The 22,412-nt window shown below is 59.5% G+C and carries 21 protein-coding genes and 1 pseudogene; 16 read left to right on the top strand and 6 right to left on the bottom strand.

Features of this window, described 5'->3' with window-relative positions:
• The first annotated feature begins 9 nt into the window (after positions 1 to 9).
• From iscA to AC07SI_RS26960, 16 genes are all read left to right on the top strand, one after another.
• Complete coding sequence (gene iscA / locus AC07SI_RS26885; protein WP_003175963.1) at positions 10 to 333, top strand: iron-sulfur cluster assembly protein IscA; 324 nt, start codon at positions 10 to 12, stop codon at positions 331 to 333.
• 8 nt (positions 334 to 341) lie between these two features.
• A complete protein-coding gene (hscB, locus tag AC07SI_RS26890; RefSeq protein WP_495006872.1) occupies positions 342 to 863 on the top strand; it encodes a co-chaperone HscB in 522 nt (173 codons plus the stop codon).
• Positions 864 to 914: 51 nt separating this feature from the next.
• Positions 915 to 2,777: a Fe-S protein assembly chaperone HscA gene (gene hscA / locus AC07SI_RS26895; protein WP_495006873.1), complete on the top strand. Its 1,863-nt coding sequence runs from the start codon at positions 915 to 917 to the stop codon at positions 2,775 to 2,777.
• Between the two features lie 3 nt (positions 2,778 to 2,780).
• Complete coding sequence (fdx, locus tag AC07SI_RS26900; protein WP_015885743.1) at positions 2,781 to 3,122, top strand: ISC system 2Fe-2S type ferredoxin; 342 nt, start codon at positions 2,781 to 2,783, stop codon at positions 3,120 to 3,122.
• A gap of 14 nt (positions 3,123 to 3,136) precedes the next feature.
• Positions 3,137 to 3,337 (top strand): Fe-S cluster assembly protein IscX, encoded by a 201-nt coding sequence (gene iscX / locus AC07SI_RS26905; protein WP_065908623.1) that lies wholly within the window; start codon positions 3,137 to 3,139, stop codon positions 3,335 to 3,337.
• 92 nt (positions 3,338 to 3,429) lie between these two features.
• Positions 3,430 to 3,855: a nucleoside-diphosphate kinase gene (gene ndk, locus AC07SI_RS26910; protein ID WP_495006874.1), complete on the top strand. Its 426-nt coding sequence runs from the start codon at positions 3,430 to 3,432 to the stop codon at positions 3,853 to 3,855.
• A 29-nt stretch (positions 3,856 to 3,884) separates the two neighbouring features.
• Positions 3,885 to 5,033 carry a dual-specificity RNA methyltransferase RlmN gene (gene rlmN, locus AC07SI_RS26915; RefSeq protein WP_065908625.1) on the top strand — a complete coding sequence of 383 codons (1,149 nt, stop codon included), beginning with the start codon at positions 3,885 to 3,887 and terminating at the stop codon, positions 5,031 to 5,033.
• Positions 5,034 to 5,045: 12 nt separating this feature from the next.
• Entirely contained in the window at positions 5,046 to 5,804 is a 759-nt protein-coding gene (pilW, locus tag AC07SI_RS26920; RefSeq protein WP_065908627.1) for a type IV pilus biogenesis/stability protein PilW, read from the top strand.
• Positions 5,804 to 6,811: a RodZ domain-containing protein gene (locus AC07SI_RS26925; protein WP_262135482.1), complete on the top strand. Its 1,008-nt coding sequence runs from the start codon at positions 5,804 to 5,806 to the stop codon at positions 6,809 to 6,811. The genes pilW and AC07SI_RS26925 overlap by 1 nt, the downstream gene beginning before the upstream one ends.
• 2 nt (positions 6,812 to 6,813) lie before the next feature.
• Positions 6,814 to 7,923, top strand: a complete 1,110-nt coding sequence (gene ispG, locus AC07SI_RS26930) for a flavodoxin-dependent (E)-4-hydroxy-3-methylbut-2-enyl-diphosphate synthase (protein WP_025859271.1) — start codon at positions 6,814 to 6,816, stop codon at positions 7,921 to 7,923.
• 23 nt (positions 7,924 to 7,946) lie between these two features.
• Positions 7,947 to 9,236, top strand: a complete 1,290-nt coding sequence (hisS, locus tag AC07SI_RS26935) for a histidine--tRNA ligase (RefSeq protein ID WP_065908631.1) — start codon at positions 7,947 to 7,949, stop codon at positions 9,234 to 9,236.
• 41 nt (positions 9,237 to 9,277) lie between these two features.
• A complete protein-coding gene (locus AC07SI_RS26940) occupies positions 9,278 to 9,919 on the top strand; it encodes a YfgM family protein (protein WP_065908632.1) in 642 nt (213 codons plus the stop codon).
• Complete coding sequence (gene bamB / locus AC07SI_RS26945; protein WP_065908633.1) at positions 9,912 to 11,063, top strand: outer membrane protein assembly factor BamB; 1,152 nt, start codon at positions 9,912 to 9,914, stop codon at positions 11,061 to 11,063. The genes AC07SI_RS26940 and bamB overlap by 8 nt, the downstream gene beginning before the upstream one ends.
• Positions 11,064 to 11,197: 134 nt before the next feature.
• Positions 11,198 to 12,667, top strand: a complete 1,470-nt coding sequence (gene der, locus AC07SI_RS26950) for a ribosome biogenesis GTPase Der (protein ID WP_495006875.1) — start codon at positions 11,198 to 11,200, stop codon at positions 12,665 to 12,667.
• Between the two features lie 135 nt (positions 12,668 to 12,802).
• Entirely contained in the window at positions 12,803 to 13,951 is a 1,149-nt protein-coding gene (locus AC07SI_RS26955; protein ID WP_065908636.1) for a pyridoxal phosphate-dependent aminotransferase, read from the top strand.
• On the top strand, positions 13,939 to 14,730 hold the full coding sequence (locus AC07SI_RS26960; protein ID WP_495006876.1) for an amidohydrolase: 792 nt from the start codon (positions 13,939 to 13,941) through the stop codon (positions 14,728 to 14,730). Before AC07SI_RS26955 ends, AC07SI_RS26960 begins: the two co-directional genes overlap by 13 nt.
• Before the next feature lie 60 nt (positions 14,731 to 14,790).
• Here AC07SI_RS26960 and AC07SI_RS26965 read toward each other — a convergent pair whose 3' ends face one another.
• From AC07SI_RS26965 to AC07SI_RS26990, 6 genes and pseudogenes are all read right to left on the bottom strand, one after another.
• Positions 14,791 to 15,555 carry a hypothetical protein gene (locus AC07SI_RS26965; protein WP_495006877.1) on the bottom strand — a complete coding sequence of 255 codons (765 nt, stop codon included), beginning with the start codon at positions 15,553 to 15,555 and terminating at the stop codon, positions 14,791 to 14,793.
• Between the two features lie 317 nt (positions 15,556 to 15,872).
• Positions 15,873 to 17,094 (bottom strand): annotated as a pseudogene (locus AC07SI_RS26970) (IS3 family transposase).
• 114 nt (positions 17,095 to 17,208) lie between these two features.
• Complete coding sequence (gene leuA, locus AC07SI_RS26975) at positions 17,209 to 18,888, bottom strand: 2-isopropylmalate synthase (protein ID WP_065908640.1); 1,680 nt, start codon at positions 18,886 to 18,888, stop codon at positions 17,209 to 17,211.
• Between the two features lie 324 nt (positions 18,889 to 19,212).
• A complete protein-coding gene (locus tag AC07SI_RS26980; RefSeq protein ID WP_120449806.1) occupies positions 19,213 to 20,034 on the bottom strand; it encodes a M23 family metallopeptidase in 822 nt (273 codons plus the stop codon).
• A 3-nt stretch (positions 20,035 to 20,037) separates the two neighbouring features.
• Positions 20,038 to 21,417 carry an exodeoxyribonuclease VII large subunit gene (gene xseA / locus AC07SI_RS26985; RefSeq protein WP_065908643.1) on the bottom strand — a complete coding sequence of 460 codons (1,380 nt, stop codon included), beginning with the start codon at positions 21,415 to 21,417 and terminating at the stop codon, positions 20,038 to 20,040.
• 10 nt (positions 21,418 to 21,427) lie between these two features.
• A complete protein-coding gene (locus AC07SI_RS26990) occupies positions 21,428 to 22,318 on the bottom strand; it encodes a LysR family transcriptional regulator (RefSeq protein WP_495006878.1) in 891 nt (296 codons plus the stop codon).
• Positions 22,319 to 22,412 lie beyond the last annotated feature (94 nt).

Here is a 22,412-nt window from a genome sequence, read left to right on the forward strand (position 1 = left end):
GAGTCAACGATGGCTATCAGCATGACAGAAGCGGCTGCGCAGCACATTCGCCGCTCCCTGAATGGGCGCGGTAAAGGTGAGGGGATTCGTCTGGGTGTTCGCACCACGGGCTGTTCCGGCCTTGCCTACGTGCTGGAGTTTGTCGACGAGGTGGTTGCGGAAGACCAGGTGTTCGAAAGTCACGGCGAGAAAGTGATTATCGACCCCAAGAGCCTGACCTACCTGGACGGCACCGAACTCGATTTCGTCAAGGAAGGGTTGAACGAAGGCTTCAAGTTCAACAACCCCAACGTACGCGGTGAATGTGGCTGCGGCGAAAGCTTCAACATCTGAGGCTATTCGTGGGTACTCCTTGTCATTTCGCTTTATTCGAGCTGCAGCCGAGTTTCCGGCTGGACCTCGAACAGCTGGCCACGCGCTACCGTGAATTGGCGCGTGGCGTGCACCCGGACCGCTTCGCTGACGCTTCCGAGCGTGAGCAACGCCACGCCCTGGAGCAATCGGCCAGCCTCAACGAAGCCTATCAGACGCTCAAAAGCCCTCCGAAACGCGCGCGTTACCTGCTCGCGATGAACGGTGGCGAGTTGCCGCTGGAAGTCACGGTGCACGACCCGGACTTCCTGATGCAGCAGATGCAGTGGCGCGAAGAGCTCGAAGACTTGCAGGACGAAGCCGATCTGGCGGGTGTCGCGGTCTTCAAGCGTCGTCTGAAAACGGCCCAGGATGAGCTCAACGAAAGCTTCGCAGCCTGTTGGAACGATGCTGCGCAACGCGAACAGGCCGAACGCCTGATGCGGCGCATGCAGTTCCTCGACAAGCTCACCTACGAAGTGCGCCAGTTAGAAGAGCGCCTCGACGATTAACCCAGTGCTGCCCGTGATGCACGCCTGATAGACAGATAAGACCTGATTACCATGGCTCTACTGCAAATCGCCGAACCCGGCCAAAGCCCTCAACCGCACCAGCGTCGCCTGGCGGTGGGGATTGACCTGGGCACCACCAATTCCCTGGTTGCTGCCTTGCGCAGCGGCCTGTCCGAGCCGCTGCCCGACGCCAATGGCCAAGTGATCCTGCCGTCCGCCGTGCGCTATCACGCTGATCGCACCGAAGTGGGCGAGTCGGCCAAGCTGGCCGCGTCTACCGATCCTTTGAACACCGTGCTGTCGGTCAAGCGCTTGATGGGTCGTGGTCTGTCCGACGTCAAGCAATTGGGCGACCAGCTGCCGTACCGCTTTGTCGGTGGCGAATCCCATATGCCGTTCATCGACACTGTCCAGGGGCCGAAGAGCCCGGTGGAAGTGTCGGCCGATATTCTCAAGGTGTTGCGCCAGCGTGCGGAATCCACCTTGGGCGGCGAACTGGTGGGCGCGGTGATCACCGTTCCGGCGTATTTCGATGATGCTCAGCGCCAAGCCACCAAGGACGCGGCGAAACTCGCCGGCCTCAACGTGCTGCGCCTGCTCAACGAGCCGACTGCGGCGGCCGTGGCCTATGGCCTGGATCAGCACGCAGAAGGCCTGGTCGCTATTTATGACCTGGGCGGCGGCACCTTTGATATTTCGATCCTGCGCCTGACCGGCGGTGTCTTCGAAGTGCTGGCCACCGGCGGCGACAGCGCCCTGGGCGGCGATGACTTCGACCACGCCATTGCGGGCTGGATCATCACCAGCGCCGGCTTGTCGGCTGACCTGGATCCGGGCGCGCAACGCAACCTGTTGCAAACCGCCTGTGCGGCCAAGGAAGCGCTGACTGATGCCGCCTCCGTTGAAGTGTCCTACGGCACTTGGTCGGCTCAACTGACCCGCGAAGCCTTCGATGCGTTGATCGAGCCGATGGTTGCCCGCAGCCTCAAGGCTTGCCGTCGCGCCGTGCGTGATTCCGGTATCGAGCTGGAAGACGTCGGTGCCGTGGTCATGGTGGGTGGTTCCACCCGTGTACCGCGCGTTCGCGAGGCCGTGGCCGAAGCCTTTGGTCGCCAGCCGCTGACTGAAATCGACCCGGATCAGGTAGTCGCCATTGGTGCTGCGATCCAGGCCGATACCCTGGCTGGGAACAAGCGCGATGGTGGCGAATTGCTGCTGCTCGACGTGATTCCGCTGTCCCTGGGCCTCGAAACCATGGGCGGCCTGATGGAGAAGGTGATTCCACGTAACACCACCATTCCCGTTGCCCGTGCCCAGGACTTCACTACTTACAAAGATGGCCAGACGGCCATGATGATTCATGTGCTGCAAGGTGAGCGCGAGCTGATCAGCGATTGCCGCTCCCTGGCGCGCTTTGAATTGCGCGGCATTCCGGCGATGGTGGCCGGTGCGGCGAAGATTCGCGTGACCTTCCAGGTCGACGCCGATGGCCTGCTCAGTGTCGCTGCGCGCGAACTGGCGTCCGGCGTCGAAGCCAGCATCCAGGTCAAGCCGTCCTACGGCCTGACCGACGGCGAAATCGCCAAGATGCTCAAGGACTCGTTCCAATATGCCGGTGACGACAAGGTCGCCCGCGTATTGCGTGAGCAGCAAGTGGATGCCCAGCGCCTGCTCGAAGCGGTGCAGGGCGCCCTTGAGGCGGATGGCGAGCGCCTGTTGGATGCCGAAGAGCGCATGGTCATCGACCTGCAAATGCATGAGCTGGCTGAACTGATGAAAGGCAACGATGGTTACGCCATCGAGCAGCAGACCAAGCGCTTGTCGCAGGTCACGGATGCGTTTGCCGCCCGGCGCATGGATCAGACGGTGAAAGCCGCACTGGCCGGGCGCAACCTGAATGAAATCGAGGAATAATTAATGCCGCAGGTCATTTTTCTGCCACACGCCGAGCATTGCCCGGACGGTATGGTCGTGGAGGCTGAGACCGGCAAGTCCATCCTCGAAGTTGCCCATGACAACCACATCGAGATCGAAAGCGCCTGTGGCGGTGTGTGCGCCTGCACCACCTGCCACTGCGTGATTCGCGAGGGCTTCAACTCCCTGGAAGAAGCGGATGAGCTCGAAGAGGACTTTCTGGATCGCGCCTGGGGCCTGGAGGCGACTTCTCGCCTAAGCTGTCAGGCAAAGGTCGGAACTGAAGACATCACCGTCGAAATCCCGAAATATTCCCTCAACCATGCAGCCGAAGCGCCGCATTGATTCAAGGAAATGTCATGAGCCTGAAATGGGTTGATGTACAAGAAATCGCTATACAACTTGCGCAAGCCCACCCGGAGGTCAATCCTCTGACGGTCAACTTCGTCAAGCTGCGCAATCTGGTGATGGAGCTGCCGGACTTCGACGACATCCCCGACCGGGGTGGCGAAAAGGTTCTGGAGGCGATTCAAGGCCTGTGGATCGAAGAAGCAGACTGAACCGCCTTTTTACGCAGTTAGGCAATACCCAATAACCCGCGTATAATTCGCGGGTTTAATTTTTCGTAAATTACCGTTTCTGGAGTTACACCATGGCTGTTCAACGTACTTTCTCCATCATCAAGCCTGACGCTGTTGCAAAAAACGTCATCGGCGAGATCACCACTCGTTTCGAAAAAGCCGGCCTGAAGGTTGTAGCTTCGAAACTCAAGCAACTGTCCAAGGCTGAAGCTGAAGGCTTCTACGCTGAGCACAGCGCTCGTGGCTTCTTCGGCGACCTGGTTGCCTTCATGATCTCCGGTCCTGTTGTTGTTCAGGTCCTGGAAGGCGAAAACGCTATCGCTCTGAACCGTGAGCTGATGGGCGCTACCAACCCTAAAGAAGCAGCTGCCGGCACCATCCGTGCTGATTTCGCTGAGTCCATCGACGCCAACGCTGTACACGGTTCGGACTCCGAAGCCGCTGCTGCTCGCGAAATCGCTTACTTTTTCGCTGCTACTGAAGTAGCCGCTCGCTAAGCATCGGCTTAAAGAGTGAGGGTGAATCCATGACTACATCGACTGTTAAAACCAACCTGCTGGGTCTGACTCAACAGGAAATGGAAAAATTCTTCGACTCAATCGGGGAGAAGCGTTTCCGTGCCGGTCAGGTAATGAAGTGGATTCACCACTTTGGCGTCGACGATTTCGACGCCATGACGAACGTCAGCAAGGCTTTGCGCGACAAGCTCAAGGCTATTGCTGAAGTGCGTGGTCCGGAAGTGGTCAGCGAGGACATCTCCAGCGACGGCACCCGTAAATGGGTGGTGCGCGTGGCGTCCGGCAGCTGTGTCGAGACCGTGTACATTCCCCAGGGCAAACGCGGCACCTTGTGCGTTTCGTCCCAGGCAGGCTGTGCCCTGGACTGCAGTTTCTGCTCCACCGGCAAGCAAGGCTTCAATAGCAACCTCACCGCCGCCGAAGTCATCGGCCAGGTGTGGATTGCCAACAAATCCTTTGGCAGCGTCCCGGCAACCGTCGACCGTGCCATCACCAACGTGGTGATGATGGGCATGGGTGAGCCGCTGCTGAACTTCGACAACGTCGTTTCGGCCATGCATCTGATGATGGACGACCTGGGCTACGGCATCTCCAAGCGCCGTGTGACCCTGTCGACCTCCGGCGTGGTGCCGATGATCGATGAGTTGTCCAAGCACATCGACGTCTCCCTGGCGTTGTCGCTGCACGCACCCAATGACGCATTGCGTAACCAATTGGTGCCGATCAACAAGAAGTATCCGCTTAAGATGCTGCTCGAGTCTTGCCAGCGCTACATGTCGTCCCTGGGCGAAAAGCGCGTGCTGACCATTGAGTACACCCTGCTCAAGGACATCAACGACAAGGTCGAACACGCGGTCGAGATGATCGAGTTGCTCAAGAACATCCCGTGCAAGATCAACCTGATTCCGTTCAACCCGTTTCCACATTCTGGCTACGAGCGGCCGAGCAACAACGCCATCCGCCGTTTCCAGGATCAACTGCACCAGGCCGGCTACAACGTCACCGTACGCACCACCCGTGGTGAAGACATCGACGCCGCCTGTGGCCAATTGGTAGGACAGGTGCTGGATCGCACCCGTCGCAGCGAACGTTATATCGCGGTGCGCGAACTGAGCGCCGCCGACGATATGCCACAAAGCGCTGCGAATCGAAACTGAGAGAGGATCTCTATGCCCTTGCGCCTTGCGCTGCTTTTACTGGTGACCGGCCTTGCGGCCGGGTGTGTTTCATCGGGACATGAAAGCCCGTTGCAAACCGGTAAAGGCCGTGACGCGGCGCGAGTTGCCTATGTGCAACTGGGGTTGGGGTACCTGCAGCAAGGCATGAGCGAACAGGCCAAGGTGCCATTGAAAAAGGCCCTGGCGCTGGACAGCGACGATGCCGACGTCAACGCGGCATTGGCCCTGGTATTCCAGGCCCAGGCCGAGCCTGAACTGGCCGATCAGTATTTCAACAAAGCCCTGGCCGTCCGGCCTGCCGATCCGCGGTTGCTGAACAATTACGGCAGCTTCCTGTTCGCGCAGCAACGTTATGACCAGGCAGCCGTTAATTTCCAGCAAGCCAGCGCCGATACCCTCTATCCTGAACGCTCGCGGGTGTTCGAGAACCTTGGGGTGACCTCGATGCGCCTCGGCCAGCGCGACAGCGCACGCCAGCAACTGGAAAAAGCCCTGCACTTGAACGGTCGTCAGCCACGCGCGTTGCTCGAAATGGCTGAGTTGTCCTACGAAGACAGGCATTATGTGCCGGCACGTGACTATTACGAGCGTTTTAGCCTGCTCAGCGGGCAAAATGCACGTAGTCTATTGCTCGGTGTGCGCCTGGCGACGGTTCATGAAGAACGCGACACGGCCGCACGTTTTGGCCAGCAACTCGAACGACTCTATCCCGGTACGCCGGAATATCAGCAATACCTGTCGGAGCAATGATGAAAGCGGCGCACCCGGAAGTTGTAGCAGCTAATCGCGTAAACCCAGGCGACACCTTGCGTCAGGCCCGCGAAAGCAATGGTTGGTCGTTGGCGGAAGTGGCCCTCAAGCTCAATTTGACCACTACCTCCCTGGGCAACCTGGAAGCCGGCGCGTTCGACAAGCTGCCTGGGCATACCTTCGCCCGCGGCTACATCCGCGCCTACGCCAAGCTGCTGGGGATCGACCAGGCCGTATTGGTCCAGGAATTCGACCAGTTCACCGGCACCGACTCCCAGGGCAGCAATGTCCACGGCCTGGGCCGCATCGAAGAGCCGGTGCGGGTTTCCCACACGATTTTACGCATTGTCAGCCTGTTGCTGCTGATCGCTGTCATTGGCGGCGGGTTTGTCTGGTGGCAAGACCAGACCTCCCAGCGCTCCAAGGACCTGACCAGCAACGCCATGGAGCACGTCGAAGTCGAAAGCGCCGACGGCACCACCCAGATTCACCCGCTCGATGAGCCAGAAGACCAGGCTGTGGCTGAGAGCCAGGCCGCGCCTGAAGCGCCGGTTGCCACTGAGCCGCCAGCAGCAGAAACCGCACCTGCCGCAACCGCTGCCGTACCAGCACCTGCGACGCCGTCTGCACCGGCTCACACACCGGCAGCTCCGGCCGCCCAGGCGCACACTCCAGCGACTCCGGCGCAGGCGCCAGCGGCCCCAACGCCGGCCGCTCCGGCAGCGCCTGCGATTTCACCGCCTACCGCCCCGGCATTGATCGCGGGTGATGGGCGCGTACAGATCACCTTCATCGCTGACTGCTGGACGCAGGTCACCGATGGCAATGGCAAAGTGCTGTTTAGCGGTCTGAAGCGTAAGGGAGATACTCTTGACCAAGGCGGCAAGCCTCCTTTGACGCTGCGTCTGGGCTTTGCCCGTGGCGCGCAAGTGGCCTACAACGGCCAGCCTGTGGACGTGGCGCCGTTCACCAGTGGCGAGACCGCTCGCCTCAAGTTGGGACAATAGTCATGCACGGCGAATCTCCAATCAAACGTCGCGTATCGCGCAAGATCTGGGTCGGCTCGGTGCCGGTGGGCGGCGATGCCCCCATTGCGGTACAAAGCATGACCAACAGCGACACCAATGACGTGGCCGCCACCGTCGCCCAGATCAACCGTCTGGAAGCGGCCGGCGTGGACATCGTGCGGGTATCCGTGCCGGACATGGATGCTGCCGAAGCCTTCGGTCGCATCAAGCAACTGGTCAAGGTGCCGTTGGTGGCCGACATTCACTTCGACTACAAGATCGCACTGCGCGTAGCCGAACTGGGTGTGGACTGCCTGCGTATCAACCCGGGCAACATCGGTCGCGAAGACCGTGTGCGTGCCGTGGTGGATGCCGCGCGTGATCGCGGCATTCCGATCCGCATCGGCGTCAACGCCGGCTCCCTGGAAAAAGACCTGCAAAAGAAATACGGCGAGCCGACCCCGGCGGCGCTGGTTGAATCGGCGCTGCGCCATGTTGAACACCTTGAACGCCTGAATTTCCAGGACTTCAAGGTCAGCGTGAAGGCCTCCGACGTGTTCATGGCCGTAGAAGCCTACCGCCTGCTGGCCAAGGAAATCGTGCAGCCGCTGCACCTGGGTATCACCGAAGCCGGCGGTTTACGTTCAGGCACAGTGAAATCTGCGGTGGGTCTCGGTATGCTGCTCGCCGAAGGGATTGGCGATACTATCCGCATCTCCCTCGCGGCAGACCCGGTAGAGGAAGTGAAGGTCGGTTACGACATTCTCAAATCCCTGCATTTGCGTTCCCGTGGCATCAACTTCATTGCCTGCCCGAGCTGCTCGCGGCAGAACTTCGACGTGGTGAAAACCATGAACGAACTGGAAGGGCGCCTCGAAGACCTGCTGGTGCCGCTGGATGTCGCGGTAATCGGTTGTGTGGTCAACGGCCCGGGTGAAGCCAAAGAGGCGCACATCGGCTTGACCGGCGGCACACCGAACTTGATCTACATCGACGGCAAGCCGTCGCAGAAGTTGACGAATGACAATCTGGTGGATGAGCTCGAAAGACTGATCCGCGAGAAAGCGGCCGAAAAGGTCGCGGCTGACGCAGCGCTGATCGCGCGCGGCTGATTGAACGAATTTAAGGATTTGATGTGAGCAAGTCTCTGCAAGCCATTCGTGGCATGAACGACATCCTGCCTGAGCAGACGCCCCTGTGGCGTTACTTCGAGAGCACTGTCGCGCGCCTGCTGGATAACTACGGTTACAAGCAGATCCGCATGCCGATCGTCGAGTTCACCGAGCTGTTCAAGCGCTCGATCGGTGAAGTGACCGACATCGTCGAAAAAGAGATGTACACCTTTGAGGACCGCAACGGCGACTCCCTGACCCTGCGTCCGGAAGGCACAGCCGCGTGCGTGCGCGCCGTGCTCGAGCATGGCCTCACCGGTGGCGGCCAGCCACAGAAACTCTGGTACATCGGCCCGATGTTTCGCCACGAGCGCCCGCAGAAAGGCCGTTATCGCCAGTTCCACCAGATCGGCCTGGAGGTGTTCAACCTCGACGGTCCGGACATCGACGCCGAGCTGATCGTGCTGACCTGGCGCCTGTGGGGCCTGCTGGGCATCCGCGACGCGGTCAAGCTTGAGCTCAACAGCCTGGGCACCAGCGAGTCGCGCGGTCGCTATCGCGAGGCCCTGGTCGAATACCTGTCCGCCCACCTGGACAAACTGGATGAAGACAGCCAGCGCCGTCTGAAAACCAACCCGTTGCGCGTCCTTGATACCAAGAACGCCGACACCCAGGCCGTGCTGGTTGATGCGCCGAAAATGGCCGACTACCTGGACGACGAATCCCGACTCCACTTCGAGGGCCTCAAGGCTCGCCTGGAGGCGGCCGGGATTCCGTACGTGATCAACCCGAAGCTGGTACGTGGCCTCGATTACTACAGCAAGACCGTGTTCGAGTGGGTCACCGACAAGCTCGGCGCCCAGGGCACCGTGTGTGCCGGTGGGCGTTACGACGGCCTGGTTGAACAGATGGGCGGCAAGCCGACCGCGGGTGTAGGTTTTGCCATGGGTATCGAGCGGCTGATCCTGCTGCTGGAAACCCTGGAGCAGGTCCCGGAAGAAATCTCCCGTCAGGTGGATGTGTACCTGTGCGCGTTCGGCGAGGCGGCCGAACTGGCAGCCCTGGCCCTGAGCGAAAAGGTTCGCGACCAACTGCCGAACCTGCGCCTGCAGATCAATGCCGGCGCCGGCAGCTTCAAGAGCCAGTTCAAGAAGGCCGACAAGAGCGGTGCGCTGTATGCACTGATCCTCGGCGATGACGAGTTGGCCCAGCAAGTGATAGGTTTCAAACCCCTGCGTGGCCAGGGCGAGCAACAGAACATTGCCTTTGATGCGCTCGCCGCGCACTTGGCCACCTGCGTCGTGCAGGGTTGAAGCTGTCGAACAGCCGAATTTAGCGATTAAGGAGTATTGGGGTGTCGAGTACTGATGATGAGCAACTGGCCGAGTTCAAGGACTGGTGGCAGCGTAACGGCAAGCCCCTGGTTACTGGCGGCCTGCTGGCTTTAGTGGTGGTGTTCGGCTGGCAAGCCTGGACCAAGTATCAGGCCAACCAATCCCAGGGCGCCTCGATCCTCTATCAGCAATTGCTGGAAACCACGTTGACGCCTGACGGCAAACCCGACCCTGCACAAGTAGCGGATCTGGCCGGCAAGTTGAAGAACGAATTTGGCGGTACCACTTACGCCCAGTACGGCAGCCTGTTCGTCGCGAAAGTCGCGGTCGACACCGGCAAGCTGGATGACGCAGCCACCGAGCTGAAGGCCATCGCCGACAAACCGACCAACCCGACCCTGGGTGAAATCGCACGTCAGCGCCTGGCTCAGGTATTGGCGGCACAGAACAAGGCTGACGAAGCACTCAAACTGCTCGACGGCGATGCTGACAAGGCATTTGTAGCCACTCGCGAAGAGCTCAAGGGCGACCTGTTGGTCCAATTGGGTCGTACCGACGAAGCCAATGCTGCGTACCAAAAAGCCAAGGCGGCGCTGTCTGATGAAGCGGCGGTCGGTGGCTTACAAATCAAGCTGGACGACTTGGCCAAAGGGGATGCGTGACGTGATCCGTTGGAAACATGCAGCATTGCTGGCTCTGGCCGTTCTGGCCGCGGGTTGCAGCAGCAACAGTAAAAAAGAACTGCCTCCGGCCGAGCTGACCAGCTTCAAGGAAGAAGTGGTCCTGCAAAAGCAGTGGAGCCGCTCCATCGGTGACGGTCAGGGCGACACCTACAACATGTTGGTACCGGCAATCGACGGTGACAACATTGTGGCCGCTGACGTGACCGGCGTCGTGATCTCCATGGATCGCATGAACGGCGACGTGAAGTGGAAGAAAGACCTCGAATTGCCTGTGTCCGGCGCCGTTGGCGTGGGTTATGGCCTGGTGATGCTCGGCACGCTCAAGGGCGAAGTCGTGGCGCTGGATTCCAGCACGGGTGAAGAGAAATGGCGCGCTCGCGTGACCAGTGAGGTTCTCGCACCGCCTGCCACCAACGGCGATATCGTCGTGGTGCAGACCCAGGACGACCGTGTGATCGGCCTCGACGCCAGCACCGGTGAACAGCGCTGGTTGTACGACAGCACCCCGGCGGTACTGACGTTGCGCGGTACCAGTGGTCCGATTGTGACCAACAATCTGGCCGTTGCAGGCCTGTCGACCGGTAAAGTGGTCGCCCTCGATACCCAGAACGGCGTGCCGGCCTGGGAGACCCGTGTGGCCATCCCGCAAGGTCGTTCGGAACTCGATCGCGTGGTCGACATCGATGGTGGCTTGCTGCTGTCGGGTGAAACGATCTACGTCGCCACTTACCAGGGCCGTGTAGCGGCGCTGGACCTGCAGAGCGGTCGCGTCAACTGGCAGCGTGATGCTTCCAGCTACGCGGGTGTCGCCCAAGGGTTTGGCAGCGTCTACGTCAGCCTGGCATCCGGCACCGTTGAAAGTGTGGATGAGCGCACCACCACTGCGCTGTGGAGCAACGACTCGCTGGCCCGCCGTCAACTGTCGGCACCGGAAGTGTTCTCCAGCTACGTGGCTGTTGGCGACTTCGAAGGCTACCTGCACCTGCTGAGCCAGGTGGACGGTCGCTTTGTAGGTCGTGAGCGTATCGACAGCGACGGCCTGCGTGCCCGTCCGCTGGTCGTGGGTAACATGCTTTATGTGTTTGGCAACAGCGGCAAGCTGGAAGCCCTGACCATCAAGTAAGAACTATGCTTGGGGTAACCCCCAGGCGGCCCCGTTTCGGCGGGGCATGCGGCATTTGAATATGCTGCCCCGAGCACCAGCCGCTGCCTTGCAGCGGCTTTTGTATTTTCTGAAATAACGAAGTGGAGAGCCGCATGGTTCCCGTAATCGCCCTGGTGGGCCGACCAAACGTCGGCAAGTCCACCTTGTTCAACCGCCTGACCAGGACTCGCGACGCCATCGTCGGCGACTTGTCCGGTCTGACCCGTGATCGCCAATACGGTGAGGCAAAGTGGCAAGGGCGCTCCTACATTATTGTCGACACCGGTGGTATCTCCGGTGACGAGCATGGCATGGACGAAAAAATGGCCGAGCAGTCGCTGCTGGCCATTGAAGAAGCCGATGTCGTGTTGTTCCTGGTGGACGCCCGTGCGGGCTACACCGCTGCCGACCAGATGATTGGCGAGCACCTGCGCAAGCGCAACAAGCGTTCCTACGTGGTCGCCAACAAGATCGACAACATCGATCCTGAACTGGCCCGTGCCGAATTCAGCCCGATGGGCCTGGGCGACGCGATCCCGATCGCCGGTGCACACGGTCGCGGCATCACCCAGATGCTGGAAATTGCCCTGAGCAGCTTCCCCAAGGATGACGCCGAGGAAGAAGAGGGCGAGGAAGAGATCGTCGCCGAGGGTGAGGAAGCCAAGCGCATTCCTGGCCCGAGCGAAAAAGACGGTATCAAGATCGCCATCATCGGCCGTCCGAACGTGGGCAAGTCGACCCTGGTCAACCGCATGCTCGGTGAAGACCGGGTTATCGTGTATGACCAACCCGGCACCACGCGCGACAGTATCTACATCCCGTTCGAGCGTAACGACGAGAAGTACACGCTGATCGACACCGCCGGTGTGCGCAAGCGCGGCAAGATCCATGAGGAAGTTGAAAAGTTCTCCGTGGTGAAAACCCTGCAGGCGATCAAAGACGCCAACGTGGTGATCTTCGTGATGGACGCCCGCGAAGGTGTGGTGGACCACGACCTCAACTTGCTGGGCTTTGCCCTGGAAGCCGGTCGCGCCCTGGTGATCTCGATCAACAAGTGGGACGGCATGACGCCGAGCGAGCGCGATTTCGTCAAGATCGAGCTGCAGCGCCGGCTGTTCTTCGTCGAGTTCGCCGACATCCACTTCATCTCGGCACTGCACGGTACCGGCGTGGGCAACCTTTACGCATCCGTACAGAACTCGTTCAAGTCTGCGGTCACCCGCTGGCCGACCAACCGCCTGACCCAGATCCTCGAAGACGCGGTGGGCGAACACGCGCCACCGATGGTCAACAACCGCCGGATCAAACTGCGTTACGCCCACTTGGGTGGTGCCAACCCGCCGATTATCGTGATCCACGGTAACCAGATCGAGAAGGTGCCAAAGTCCTATGTGCGTTACCTGGAGAACACCTACCGCCGTGTCCTGAAGCTGGTCGGTACGCCGATCCGCATCGAGTTCAAGGGCGGCGAGAACCCATACGAAGGCAACAAGAACACACTGACTGACCGTCAGGTGAACAAGAAGCGTCGTTTGATGACTCACCACAAGAAGGCCGACAAGAAGCGCCGCGACAAGCGATAGCCGCAGCTTCAAGTCGTCAGCTACAGGCTGCAAGAGAGGGCTCCTTTGGAGCCCTTTTTTGTGCCTGGCAGTTTGTCGCTTGACCTGCTTGCAACTTGCAGCTTAAAACTTGGGGCTCACCTGCAGGGGCCTCCGATGATCACCAGTAAGCTGCCAAATGTCGGCACGACCATTTTCACCACCATGTCGCAACTCGCTGCCGAAACCGGCGCGCTCAACCTGTCCCAGGGCTTTCCCGATTTCAATGGCCCGCAGGGTTTGCTCGACGCGGTAGGTAAGCATATCGCTCTTGGCCATAACCAATATGCGCCGATGACCGGGCTGCCCGTGTTGCGTCAGCAAGTGGCCGCCAAGATCGCCCGCAGCTACGGCGCCACGGTGAATGCGGACACTGAAGTGACCATCACCCCAGGCGCCACCGAGGCGATCTTCTGTGCGATCCAGGCAGTGATTCGCAGTGGTGACGAAGTCATCGTCTTCGATCCCTGCTACGACAGCTACGAGCCCTCGGTCGAACTGGCAGGTGGCCGTTGCGTGCATGTGCAACTGAGCCTGCAAGGCTTTGCGCTCGACTTCGAAAAGATCAAGGCCGCGCTGTCATCGCGCACGCGCATGATCATCCTCAACACCCCGCACAACCCCACCGGCGCGTTGATCAGCCGCGCCGAGCTGGACCAGTTGGCCGAATTGATCCGCGACCGCGATATCTATCTGGTCAGCGATGAAGTCTACGAGCACCTGGTATTCGATGGTGTGCCCCACGTCAGCGTGCTGGCCCATGAAGAGCTGTACCGGCGCGCCTTCGTGGTCAGCTCCTTCGGCAAGACCTACCACGTCACCGGCTGGAAAACCGGCTACGTGGTCGCGCCACCAGCCCTTAGCGCCGAACTGCGCAAAGTGCATCAATATGTCAACTTTTGCGGCGTAACGCCTTTGCAGTACGCTCTGGCGGACTTCATGGCCGAACACCCGGAGCACGTCGAGGAACTGCCGGCCTTTTATCAGGCCAAGCGCGACCTGTTCTGTGATCTGCTGGCGCCGTCGCGTTTGAGCTTTACCCGGGTGACCGGCACCTACTTCCAGCTGGTGGATTACTCACAGATTCGCCCGGACTTGGATGACGTCGCCATGTCGCTGTGGATGACCCGCGAACACGGTGTGGCGACCATTCCGGTCTCGGTGTTCTATCAGGATCCACCCCAAGGCCAGCGCCTGGTGCGCCTGTGCTTTGCCAAACGCGAGGAGACGCTGCAGCAGGCAGCGGAAAAACTATGCGCGATCTGAGTGCACTGCCCGACCTGAACATTGCCTTGGTCCAGACCAGCCTGGTGTGGCATGACCGTCAGGCCAACCTCGAGCATTTCGAGCTGTTGCTGGAGCAGGCGCGCGGCGCCGACCTGATCGTGTTGCCGGAGATGTTCACTACCGGCTTCTCCATGGAGTCGGCCACCCTCGCCGAACCGGAAAACGGCCCTACCCATCATTGGCTCCAGGCCCAGGCGAAGAAGTACAACGCGGTAATTACCGGCAGCGTAATCATCCAGGCCGCCGACGGCAGCCATCGCAATCGCCTGCTGTGGGCGCGGCCGGATGGCGAGGTGTTGCACTACGACAAGCGTCATCTGTTTCGCATGGCCGGTGAACACAATCACTACACCCCCGGCGAGCGCCAGGTGCAGTTCGAATTGAAAGGCTGGCGTGTTCGGCCGCTGATTTGCTACGACCTGCGTTTCCCGGTGTGGAGCCGTGACGCCCAGGACACCGACTTGCTGCTGTACACCGCCAATTGGCCGGGGGCGCGGCGTCATCATTGGAACCGTCTGTTGCCGGCGCGGGCTATCGAAAACCTGTGTTATGTGGCGGCGGTGAATCGGGTTGGTACCGACGGTAAGGGTTTTGCCTACACTGGTGACAGCCAGGTGCTGGATTTCCAGGGCGAGACCGTGCTGAGTGCGGGGGAGGCGGATGGGGTTTTTCAAGTTCGTCTTGAGGCCGGGGAGCTGGCGGATTATCGCACTCGGTTTCCTGCCAATTTGGACGCCGACACGTTTCACTTGGGCTGATGGGGCGATGTTGAGTACGGGTACCTCGACCTTCCAGTCGAGGTACCAGGGGATTAGCTTTTAGAGGGCAAATTCGCTGCTTCGAATGGCCGCGTAGTAGTTCTTGCTTTGCTGGGCGATGTCTTTGGCTTCTGTGCTGTTGGGATCCAGTGTTCGATATTGCTCATAAAACTTGTGTCCCAAACCTCCTTTTTGTCCGGACGTTTCTTCCAGCTGCTTGCAATAATCCTCTCCCAACATGGATTTGGCGGTACTTGGATTCATCTTTCCAAAGATCATTGCAGGTGTGATGACTTGCATTTCACAATTGCCGCCGGCCTCGGATTTATAGGTGGCATTGATGCCGCTGTAACCGAGTGGGTCTACATCTCCATCAATTCTTTTTATATTGATGCCGCCTTTTTTTTCCAGATCGGAAACCACGTTGTCTACTTTTTCGCTATTGATAATGACGGTCGTGCGGGTGAGGTCTTTGATTTTGCCCATGTCGCCGCCGTAGTCATTATTTATTTTGGTCAATGCTCGATCAATTGTTTTCATAGGGGCGGTAATTAACTTGCCGCCATAATCTTTAGCTATTTTTTTGGAAAAATCATCGTTTTCCGATTTCGAGGTGTACATCTTTTCGTAGATGAACGTTCCCAGCTTGGTATGCCCTCTTTTTATACCCAAACGTTCAGGGTCACTATTGTTTGTAGGCGGGAGGGTTTCTTTATTGTCCGTTGACCATTCGTTTGGCCTTTGCTGTTGGGGGCTTGCTTGTTGTGCAGGCGTGTGCGCGATAAAGGGGTTGCTGGCTGGATGAGAAGGAGCGGTCGTAATCATGAGCGAGTACTCTCACTGTGATTATTTTCTTGCGGATCAATACGGAAGATTTCATCAGAGAGATTTTTGCAGTGATAATGCTGTTTCATGTGATTCCTCAATACTTACCTCAAATGCATTCCCTTAGAGATTAATGCAGGGCGCTCCTCACCTTGCAGGCGCTTATTGGGTGGTTGCATCTAAGTTTAAAGTTCCATCCATGCCGTAAGGTCTATGTCTGGAGCAGGTAGGCAGGGAGGCGTTAAGTCTCTCGAAAAGTATTTGGTATGATTTTGAATACTGTCTAGTCCTGAAATAGGTTTACACCTGTTTCAGTCTCAAAACGCCCGATGCACCGCATCGGGCGTTTTGTATTTCAGGGATAAGTGCGGCCGCTCCCGATTGTAGATTTGCACCGATTCATCCACCATTTTCACTGCATCCGCCAGGTCTTTGGGACGATGCAGCAAAAACTCAGTCTTCAAAATCCCATTTATCCTCTCCGCCATCGCGTTCTGATAGCAATCATAGCCGTCAGTCATTGAGCACCTGATTCCATGCCGGGTATGCATCCGTTGGTATAAATCGGAGCAATACTGAGCTCCGCGATCTGAATGATGAATGAGCGGTTGATTGGATTTTCGCTGACTAACAGCCTTCTGCAGTGCTCTGACCACCGACTCCGTATGCAGGCTGCCGTGCACATGATGACCCACGATTTTGCGGGAGTACGCGTCTGTTATCAGGCTGACGTAAGCGACACTTTCCCGCGTTGGGAGATAGGTAATGTCTGCGACCCAAACCTGCTCAGGTCTGCTGGCTACAACTTGTTCCGGACCAGCTTTGAGTAGGTTGGGGTGACGGCGGAAGCGATGATGGCTATGCGTGGTTTTATGGTATGCACGTTTGCGAGGGACCAGCTCTCGCGCCTCTCGCAAGATGGAAAACAGGCGGTCTCGACCGACACGTAGCGCCGCTGCGGCTTCAATTACCATCAGGTGGTGCAGTTTGCGCGTCCCAAGCCTCGGCTGGCGGCGACGCTTTTCCAGAACGAATTCCACTACCTGCTGGTCTTGGCAAACTCTCGCGTCAAAGGCTCGGTTGCGCTTGTAATACGCTTGGCGCGAATGCCCATAAACAGGCAAGCCCTGGTAATGCTCAGGTCTTGGATTTGCCCTTGCGAGAGGACTTGCCGGGTCGCTTTTTTACGATGGACACACCGTAATCATTTTTCAAGACGTTCACGACAGCTTCAAAGAACTGGGCCTTCTGATTGCTCAGCGCCAACTGTTCTTCAAGCTCTTTGATCCGCTGTTCGGGTGTCAGCGGGAGGTTGGGGTCGGTCATCGGACTGCTCCGCGGCGCTCGGATTGAGGCGCCTTGGCTCCAGTCCTGTCGGCCATGCTTGCGTAACCAAACCAGTACCGTGGACCGGCCTTGAATGCCAAAGCGCCGTTGAGCCTCTTTATAACTCAACTCGCCTTTTTCGACTTGATCTACGACTGACAATTTAAAAGCTAGCGTGTAATCGCGCTGGCTCCGCCTTTTTCCCGTATCCATTGAATCCTCCTGAAGATCGGTCAGAAGGTGTAAACCTTATTCAGGACGGGACATACTTAATAAAAAAGCCCCTGAGTTTTAACTCAGGGGCTTTTTGCATTGCCGCGATCAGGTTTACGCCGCTTTCGCTTCCAACTGGCTCAACGAGCGGTTCAGCGCGCTGAACAGTGCCTTGAAGCTCGCCGTGGTGATGTTTTCATCAATGCCCACGCCGTGCACCGGACGCTCGCCGTTCACGCGCAGTTCGATGTAGGCCGCAGCCTTGGCGTTGGTGCCGGCGCCGATTGCGTGTTCGTTGTAGTCCATGATCTCGACCGCTACCGGCAGGCCGGCTACCAGGGCTTCCAGTGCACCGTTGCCTTTGCCTTTCCAGTGCAGGTTGGTTTCGCCCTGGCCTTTGCCCGACACTTCCACCTCGACAAAGCTGTTGCCATTCTCTTCCTGCAGGCGATGGCTGACCAGCGCGTACGGGGTGTTGGCCTGCAAGTATTCACGCTGCAGCAATGCGTAGATCTGCGGGGCGGTCATCTCCAGGCCCACGCGGTCGGTTTCAGCCTGGACCACCTGGCTGAACTCGATCTGCATACGGCGTGGCAAGCTGATGTCGTATTCCTGCTCCAGCAGGTAGGCGATACCGCCTTTGCCCGACTGGCTGTTCACGCGGATCACCGCTTCGTAGCTGCGGCCGATGTCCGCCGGGTCGATCGGCAAGTACGGCACTTCCCACAGGGCGTCGTCTTTCTGCTGGGCAAAGCCCTTGCGGATCGCATCCTGGTGGGAGCCGGAGAACGCGGTGTGCACCAGGTCGCCGACATAGGGGTGACGTGGGTGCACCTGGATCTGGTTGCACTCCTCAACGACTTTGCGCACGCCGTCGATGTCGGAGAAGTCCAGCTGCGGGTCGAGGCCCTGGGTGTACATGTTCAAGGCCACGGTGACCAGGTCGACGTTGCCGGTACGCTCGCCGTTGCCGAACAGGCAGCCTTCGACACGATCGGCGCCGGCCATCAGGCCCAGCTCGGTGGCGGCAACGCCGGTGCCACGGTCGTTGTGGGTGTGCAGGCTGATGATCACGCTGTCACGACGGTTGATATGGCGACCGAACCATTCGATCTGGTCGGCATAGATGTTCGGCGTGGCGCACTCGACGGTGGCGGGCAGGTTGAGAATCACCTTGTGCTCAGGCGTCGGGTTCCACACCTCGATCACTGCGTCACATACTTCCTTGGCGAATTCCAGTTCGGTGGCGCTGAAGGTTTCCGGGGAGTATTCGAAGGTCCACTGGGTGTCTGGCTGTTGGGCCGCGTATTTGACGAACAGCTTGGCTGCGTTGACCGCGATGGCCTTGATGCCTTCCTTGTCCTGGTTGAACACGATGCGGCGGAACGACGGCGACGTGGCGTTGTACAGGTGCACGATGGCCTTCTTGGCGCCGCGCAGCGATTCGAAGGTGCGTGCGATCAAGTCTTCACGGCCCTGGGTCAGCACCTGGATGGTGGTGTCCTCGGGGATGTGGTTGTCTTCGATCAGGGTGCGCACGAAGTCGAAGTCGGTCTGCGAGGCGGCCGGGAACGACGCTTCGATTTCTTTCACACCCACCGCGACCAGGGTCTTCCAGAAACGCAGCTTCTTCACCGCGTCCATCGGTTCGATCAGCGACTGGTTGCCATCACGCAGGTCGGAGCTGCACCAGATCGGCGCTTCGGTGATGGTTTTCGACGGCCAGGTGCGATCCGGGATATCGATGGTCGGGAACGCGCGGTATTTCGAAGACGGGTCTTTGAGCATGCTCATCGGGAAATCCTTTGTTGTAGGGGCCGAGAAAAGGCGGCCTGCCGTAGAACTGTTTTTAGGGATAAAACGTAAAGACGAGGCAGATCGATTCAGCCTGGCAGTCGTGCGCTGACAAGGCACAGGCTGCGGTGCTGGCGGAGCTGAATGAGGGTGTGAGAGGTTTTCATAAGCTCAACCCTAACCGCCGGGGTGAAAGATGGCAAGCAGTCGAGAAAAATTGAGATAAGTTCTGCTATTGGCGTAGGAAACGAGAGTTTATGCCTGAGAATGAGTCAGCGGCTGTTTTTAATTGCGCACCCATTATCGGGTGCGCAATTCCACGTTTCAGGGCTGGAACGCGCCGATGAAGATCGCCGGGTCGACCCGTGCATCGTTCAGGCTGACATTCCAATGCATGTGCGGCCCCGTCGCGCGGCCTGTCGAACCGACCTTGCCGACCACTGCCCCGCGCGCCAGTTGCTGGCCGACTTTCACGTCGATCTTCGACATATGGCAGAACATGCTGATGAAGCCCTGGCCATGGTCGACGAACACGGTGTTGCCATTGAAGAAGTAGTTGCCGACCAGAATCACCTTGCCGTTGGCCGGCGTCTTGATCGGCGTGCCGGCTGGCACGGCGAAGTCCAGGCCCGAATGAGGGTTGCGCTCTTCACCGTTGAAGAAACGGCGTACGCCGAACTTGCTCGACAGTGGCCCGTTCACCGGTTTATCCAGCACCAGGTTGCTCGGCAGGTTCGGGCTGAAACTGCGGTACGCCTTGATCTGCACCGCCAGCTCCGCCTCGATGCGCTTGAGCTGCGCGGGATCGGGGTTGACCTGGCTTTTGTTTTTCAGGGTGATGCGCTGTTCCGGGTACTTTTTGTAGCCGACGATAAACGGCAGGTTGCGCCCACCGCTGCTGATGCGCTCATTGCCGGGCTTGACGGTCAGTGGAATGCCGACAATCGCCAGCCAGTTGTCCGCCTCCTTTACCACCAGCACCGGTTTACCTTGATACGTCGCTTTCGGCGCGGCGGCCGAAGGGCCCAGTTCGACCACGGCCACGCCGCCCGGCACGGGTTTGTTCAGGGTGCGGATAATGTAGCTGTCGGCGTGGGCATTGAAGGCGAGGCACAGCAGCATCAATACACTTAAAAGACGTGGCATCAATCAATCCAATAACGAAAGGGTGACGGGTGTCAGGTGGTTATCTTCCACCCGCACTTGCAGTTGGCCTTCCCCGAGACGCGCGGTGAGGCGCTGGCCGGTGTGGGTCTGTGCGGCATTGCGAATGGCCTGGCCACGCTCGTCGAGCAGAATGCTGTAGCCACGGCCCAGGGTCGCCAGCGGGCTGACCACTTGCAGCGTCTGCACCTGGCTTTGCAGTTGCAGGCGGCGCGCCTTGAGGCCCTCGCGCATGGCGCGGGGCAGGCGTTCGGCGAGGCTGTCCAGGCGTTGGCGCAACAGCGCCAGTTGACGGCCCGGGTGCTGACCGGCAAGGCGGGTTTCCAGGCGGATCAGGCGTTCGCGCCGGGTGTTGAGGCTGCGTTCGAAGGCGCGGCGCAGGCGCATGTCCAGGTCATCCAGGCGCTGGGCCTGCTGGCGCAGGCGCTCACCGGGATGGCGCAGGCGCCGGGCCATGCCTTCCAGGCGCAGTCGGTCGTGGCGCAGGCGGTTGCGCATCAGCATCACCAGGCGGCGGTGCAGGTTTTCGACCTGGCGCACCAGGTGGCTGGCGTCGGGCGCGAGCAGTTCGGCGGCGGCGGAGGGCGTGGGCGCGCGCACGTCGGCGACGAAGTCACTGATCGATACATCCGTTTCATGGCCGACGGCACTCACGATCGGCGTGACACACGCATCCACCGCGCGGGCCACGGCCTCTTCGTTGAAGCACCAGAGGTCTTCCAGCGAGCCGCCGCCACGCGCCAGGATCAACGCATCGAAGCCACGCGCATCTGCCAGTTTCAGCGCTCGCACAATCTGAGGTATGGCTTCGCGGCCTTGCACGGCGGTGGGGATCAATGTCAGTTCGACGTTCGGGGCCCGGCGGCGGAACACGCTGATGATGTCGCGGATCACCGCGCCCGTCGGCGAACTGATAATGCCAATGCGTCGAGGGTGCGCCGGCAGCGGCACCTTGCGTTCGGCACTGAACAGGCCTTCGGCGCTGAGCTTTTCCTTCAAGGCATCAAAGGCCAGGCGCAGCGCGCCATCACCGGCCGGCTCCACGGTGTCGAGGATCAACTGGTAGTCGCCGCGGCCCTCGAACAGCGAGACCTTGCCACGCACCTTGACCGCCAGGCCGTCCTTCAACGCCTGGCGCACCCGCGCAGCGTTGTTGCGAAACAACGCGCAACGCACTTGGGCGCCGCTGTCCTTGAGGGTGAAATACACATGGCCGGAGGCCGGGCGCGCGAGGTTGGAGATCTCGCCCTCGACCCAGATATTGGTGAACACGTCTTCCAGCAACACCCGCGCGCGGCCGTTGAGCTGGCTGACAGTCAGGACTTCGCGGTCCAGGCCCAGACGGGCAAAGGGATCTTTAATCATGGGCGGCAGTTTATAGGCATTCGTGCAGGGTTTGACAGAACTGCTCCACCAGCGCACTCGGCGCCTGCGGGCAGGCCAGGGCCACGGTGCTCAGGCAGTCCGGGTCGGCCAGGGGCAAAAAGTGCACGTTGGCGGGCGCGATGTCCTGCATGGATTTTGGTAACAAGGCAATACCGAAGCCGGCCTGGATCAACTGCAGCTGGGTGGTCTTGCGCGACATCACCCGCGCGGCCTTGGGGAAAAATCCTGCGCGCATGCACAACTCGGCTGACAGATAACTCAATCCGCCGCGCTGCGGATGCGGGATCGAGATAAACGCCTGATCCTTGAGTTGGGCCAATTCGACCGGCGCCTGGCTGCGCGCCAGGGGATGGTTCGGCGGTACCGCCAGCAGCAGTTGTTCACTGTATAAAGGCACTACACGCACGCCTTCGCGCTGGCGCAGCACGGGCAGGCGCAACAGGCCCACTTCCAGGCGACCGTCGGCGATTTCTTCCAGCTGCGCTTCGGAGGACAGTTTGACGATGTCCATCGACGCACCGGGGCAGCGCGCAAGCCAAGTACTGATGCCCTGAAGCAAAGGCCCGCTCATCGGCACGGTGCTCGAATGGCTCAGGCGTAGCGTGCCGAGTTGGCCGTTGCCCACCTGCGTCGCCATTTCGCTGGCTTTGAGCAACTCGCTCAGCAGGTTGCGTGCACGCGGATAGAAGGCCTCACCGGCGGCCGTCAACCGCGGCTGGCGCGCCGTGCGTTCGAACAGCGGGGTTTGCAGTTGGGTTTCCAGCTCCTTGATCTGCCGGCTCAGTGCCGATTGCGCGACAAATAGGCGCTCGGCGGCAGCGCTGAAACTGCCACTGTCGGCGATTTCGACGAAGTAGCGCAGTTGGCGGGTAGAGATCACGCGTCATGCCTTTTCGAGATGGGTGGAGGGCTTTGAAGATATTAGTCGCAACCCTCGCGAATGGCTAAAGTGATGACCATCTCTTACAAGGAAT

This window comes from Pseudomonas sp. GW821-FHT05D12, from assembly GCF_059419825.1.

What these genes read in the sequence shown, in the direction of transcription:
- iscA (WP_003175963.1), top strand. Translation starts at nt 10, where the DNA reads ATGGCTATCAGCATGACAGAAGCGGCTGCGCAGCACATTCGCCGCTCC.
- hscA (WP_495006873.1), top strand. Translation starts at nt 915, where the DNA reads ATGGCTCTACTGCAAATCGCCGAACCCGGCCAAAGCCCTCAACCGCAC.
- fdx (WP_015885743.1), top strand. Translation starts at nt 2,781, where the DNA reads ATGCCGCAGGTCATTTTTCTGCCACACGCCGAGCATTGCCCGGACGGT.
- iscX (WP_065908623.1), top strand. Translation starts at nt 3,137, where the DNA reads ATGAGCCTGAAATGGGTTGATGTACAAGAAATCGCTATACAACTTGCG.
- ndk (WP_495006874.1), top strand. Translation starts at nt 3,430, where the DNA reads ATGGCTGTTCAACGTACTTTCTCCATCATCAAGCCTGACGCTGTTGCA.
- rlmN (WP_065908625.1), top strand. Translation starts at nt 3,885, where the DNA reads ATGACTACATCGACTGTTAAAACCAACCTGCTGGGTCTGACTCAACAG.
- pilW (WP_065908627.1), top strand. Translation starts at nt 5,046, where the DNA reads ATGCCCTTGCGCCTTGCGCTGCTTTTACTGGTGACCGGCCTTGCGGCC.
- AC07SI_RS26925 (WP_262135482.1), top strand. Translation starts at nt 5,804, where the DNA reads ATGAAAGCGGCGCACCCGGAAGTTGTAGCAGCTAATCGCGTAAACCCA.
- ispG (WP_025859271.1), top strand. Translation starts at nt 6,814, where the DNA reads ATGCACGGCGAATCTCCAATCAAACGTCGCGTATCGCGCAAGATCTGG.
- bamB (WP_065908633.1), top strand. Translation starts at nt 9,912, where the DNA reads ATGCGTGACGTGATCCGTTGGAAACATGCAGCATTGCTGGCTCTGGCC.
- der (WP_495006875.1), top strand. Translation starts at nt 11,198, where the DNA reads ATGGTTCCCGTAATCGCCCTGGTGGGCCGACCAAACGTCGGCAAGTCC.
- AC07SI_RS26955 (WP_065908636.1), top strand. Translation starts at nt 12,803, where the DNA reads ATGATCACCAGTAAGCTGCCAAATGTCGGCACGACCATTTTCACCACC.
- AC07SI_RS26960 (WP_495006876.1), top strand. Translation starts at nt 13,939, where the DNA reads ATGCGCGATCTGAGTGCACTGCCCGACCTGAACATTGCCTTGGTCCAG.
- AC07SI_RS26965 (WP_495006877.1), bottom strand. Translation starts at nt 15,555, where the DNA reads ATGATTACGACCGCTCCTTCTCATCCAGCCAGCAACCCCTTTATCGCG.
- leuA (WP_065908640.1), bottom strand. Translation starts at nt 18,888, where the DNA reads ATGAGCATGCTCAAAGACCCGTCTTCGAAATACCGCGCGTTCCCGACC.
- AC07SI_RS26980 (WP_120449806.1), bottom strand. Translation starts at nt 20,034, where the DNA reads ATGCCACGTCTTTTAAGTGTATTGATGCTGCTGTGCCTCGCCTTCAAT.
- xseA (WP_065908643.1), bottom strand. Translation starts at nt 21,417, where the DNA reads ATGATTAAAGATCCCTTTGCCCGTCTGGGCCTGGACCGCGAAGTCCTG.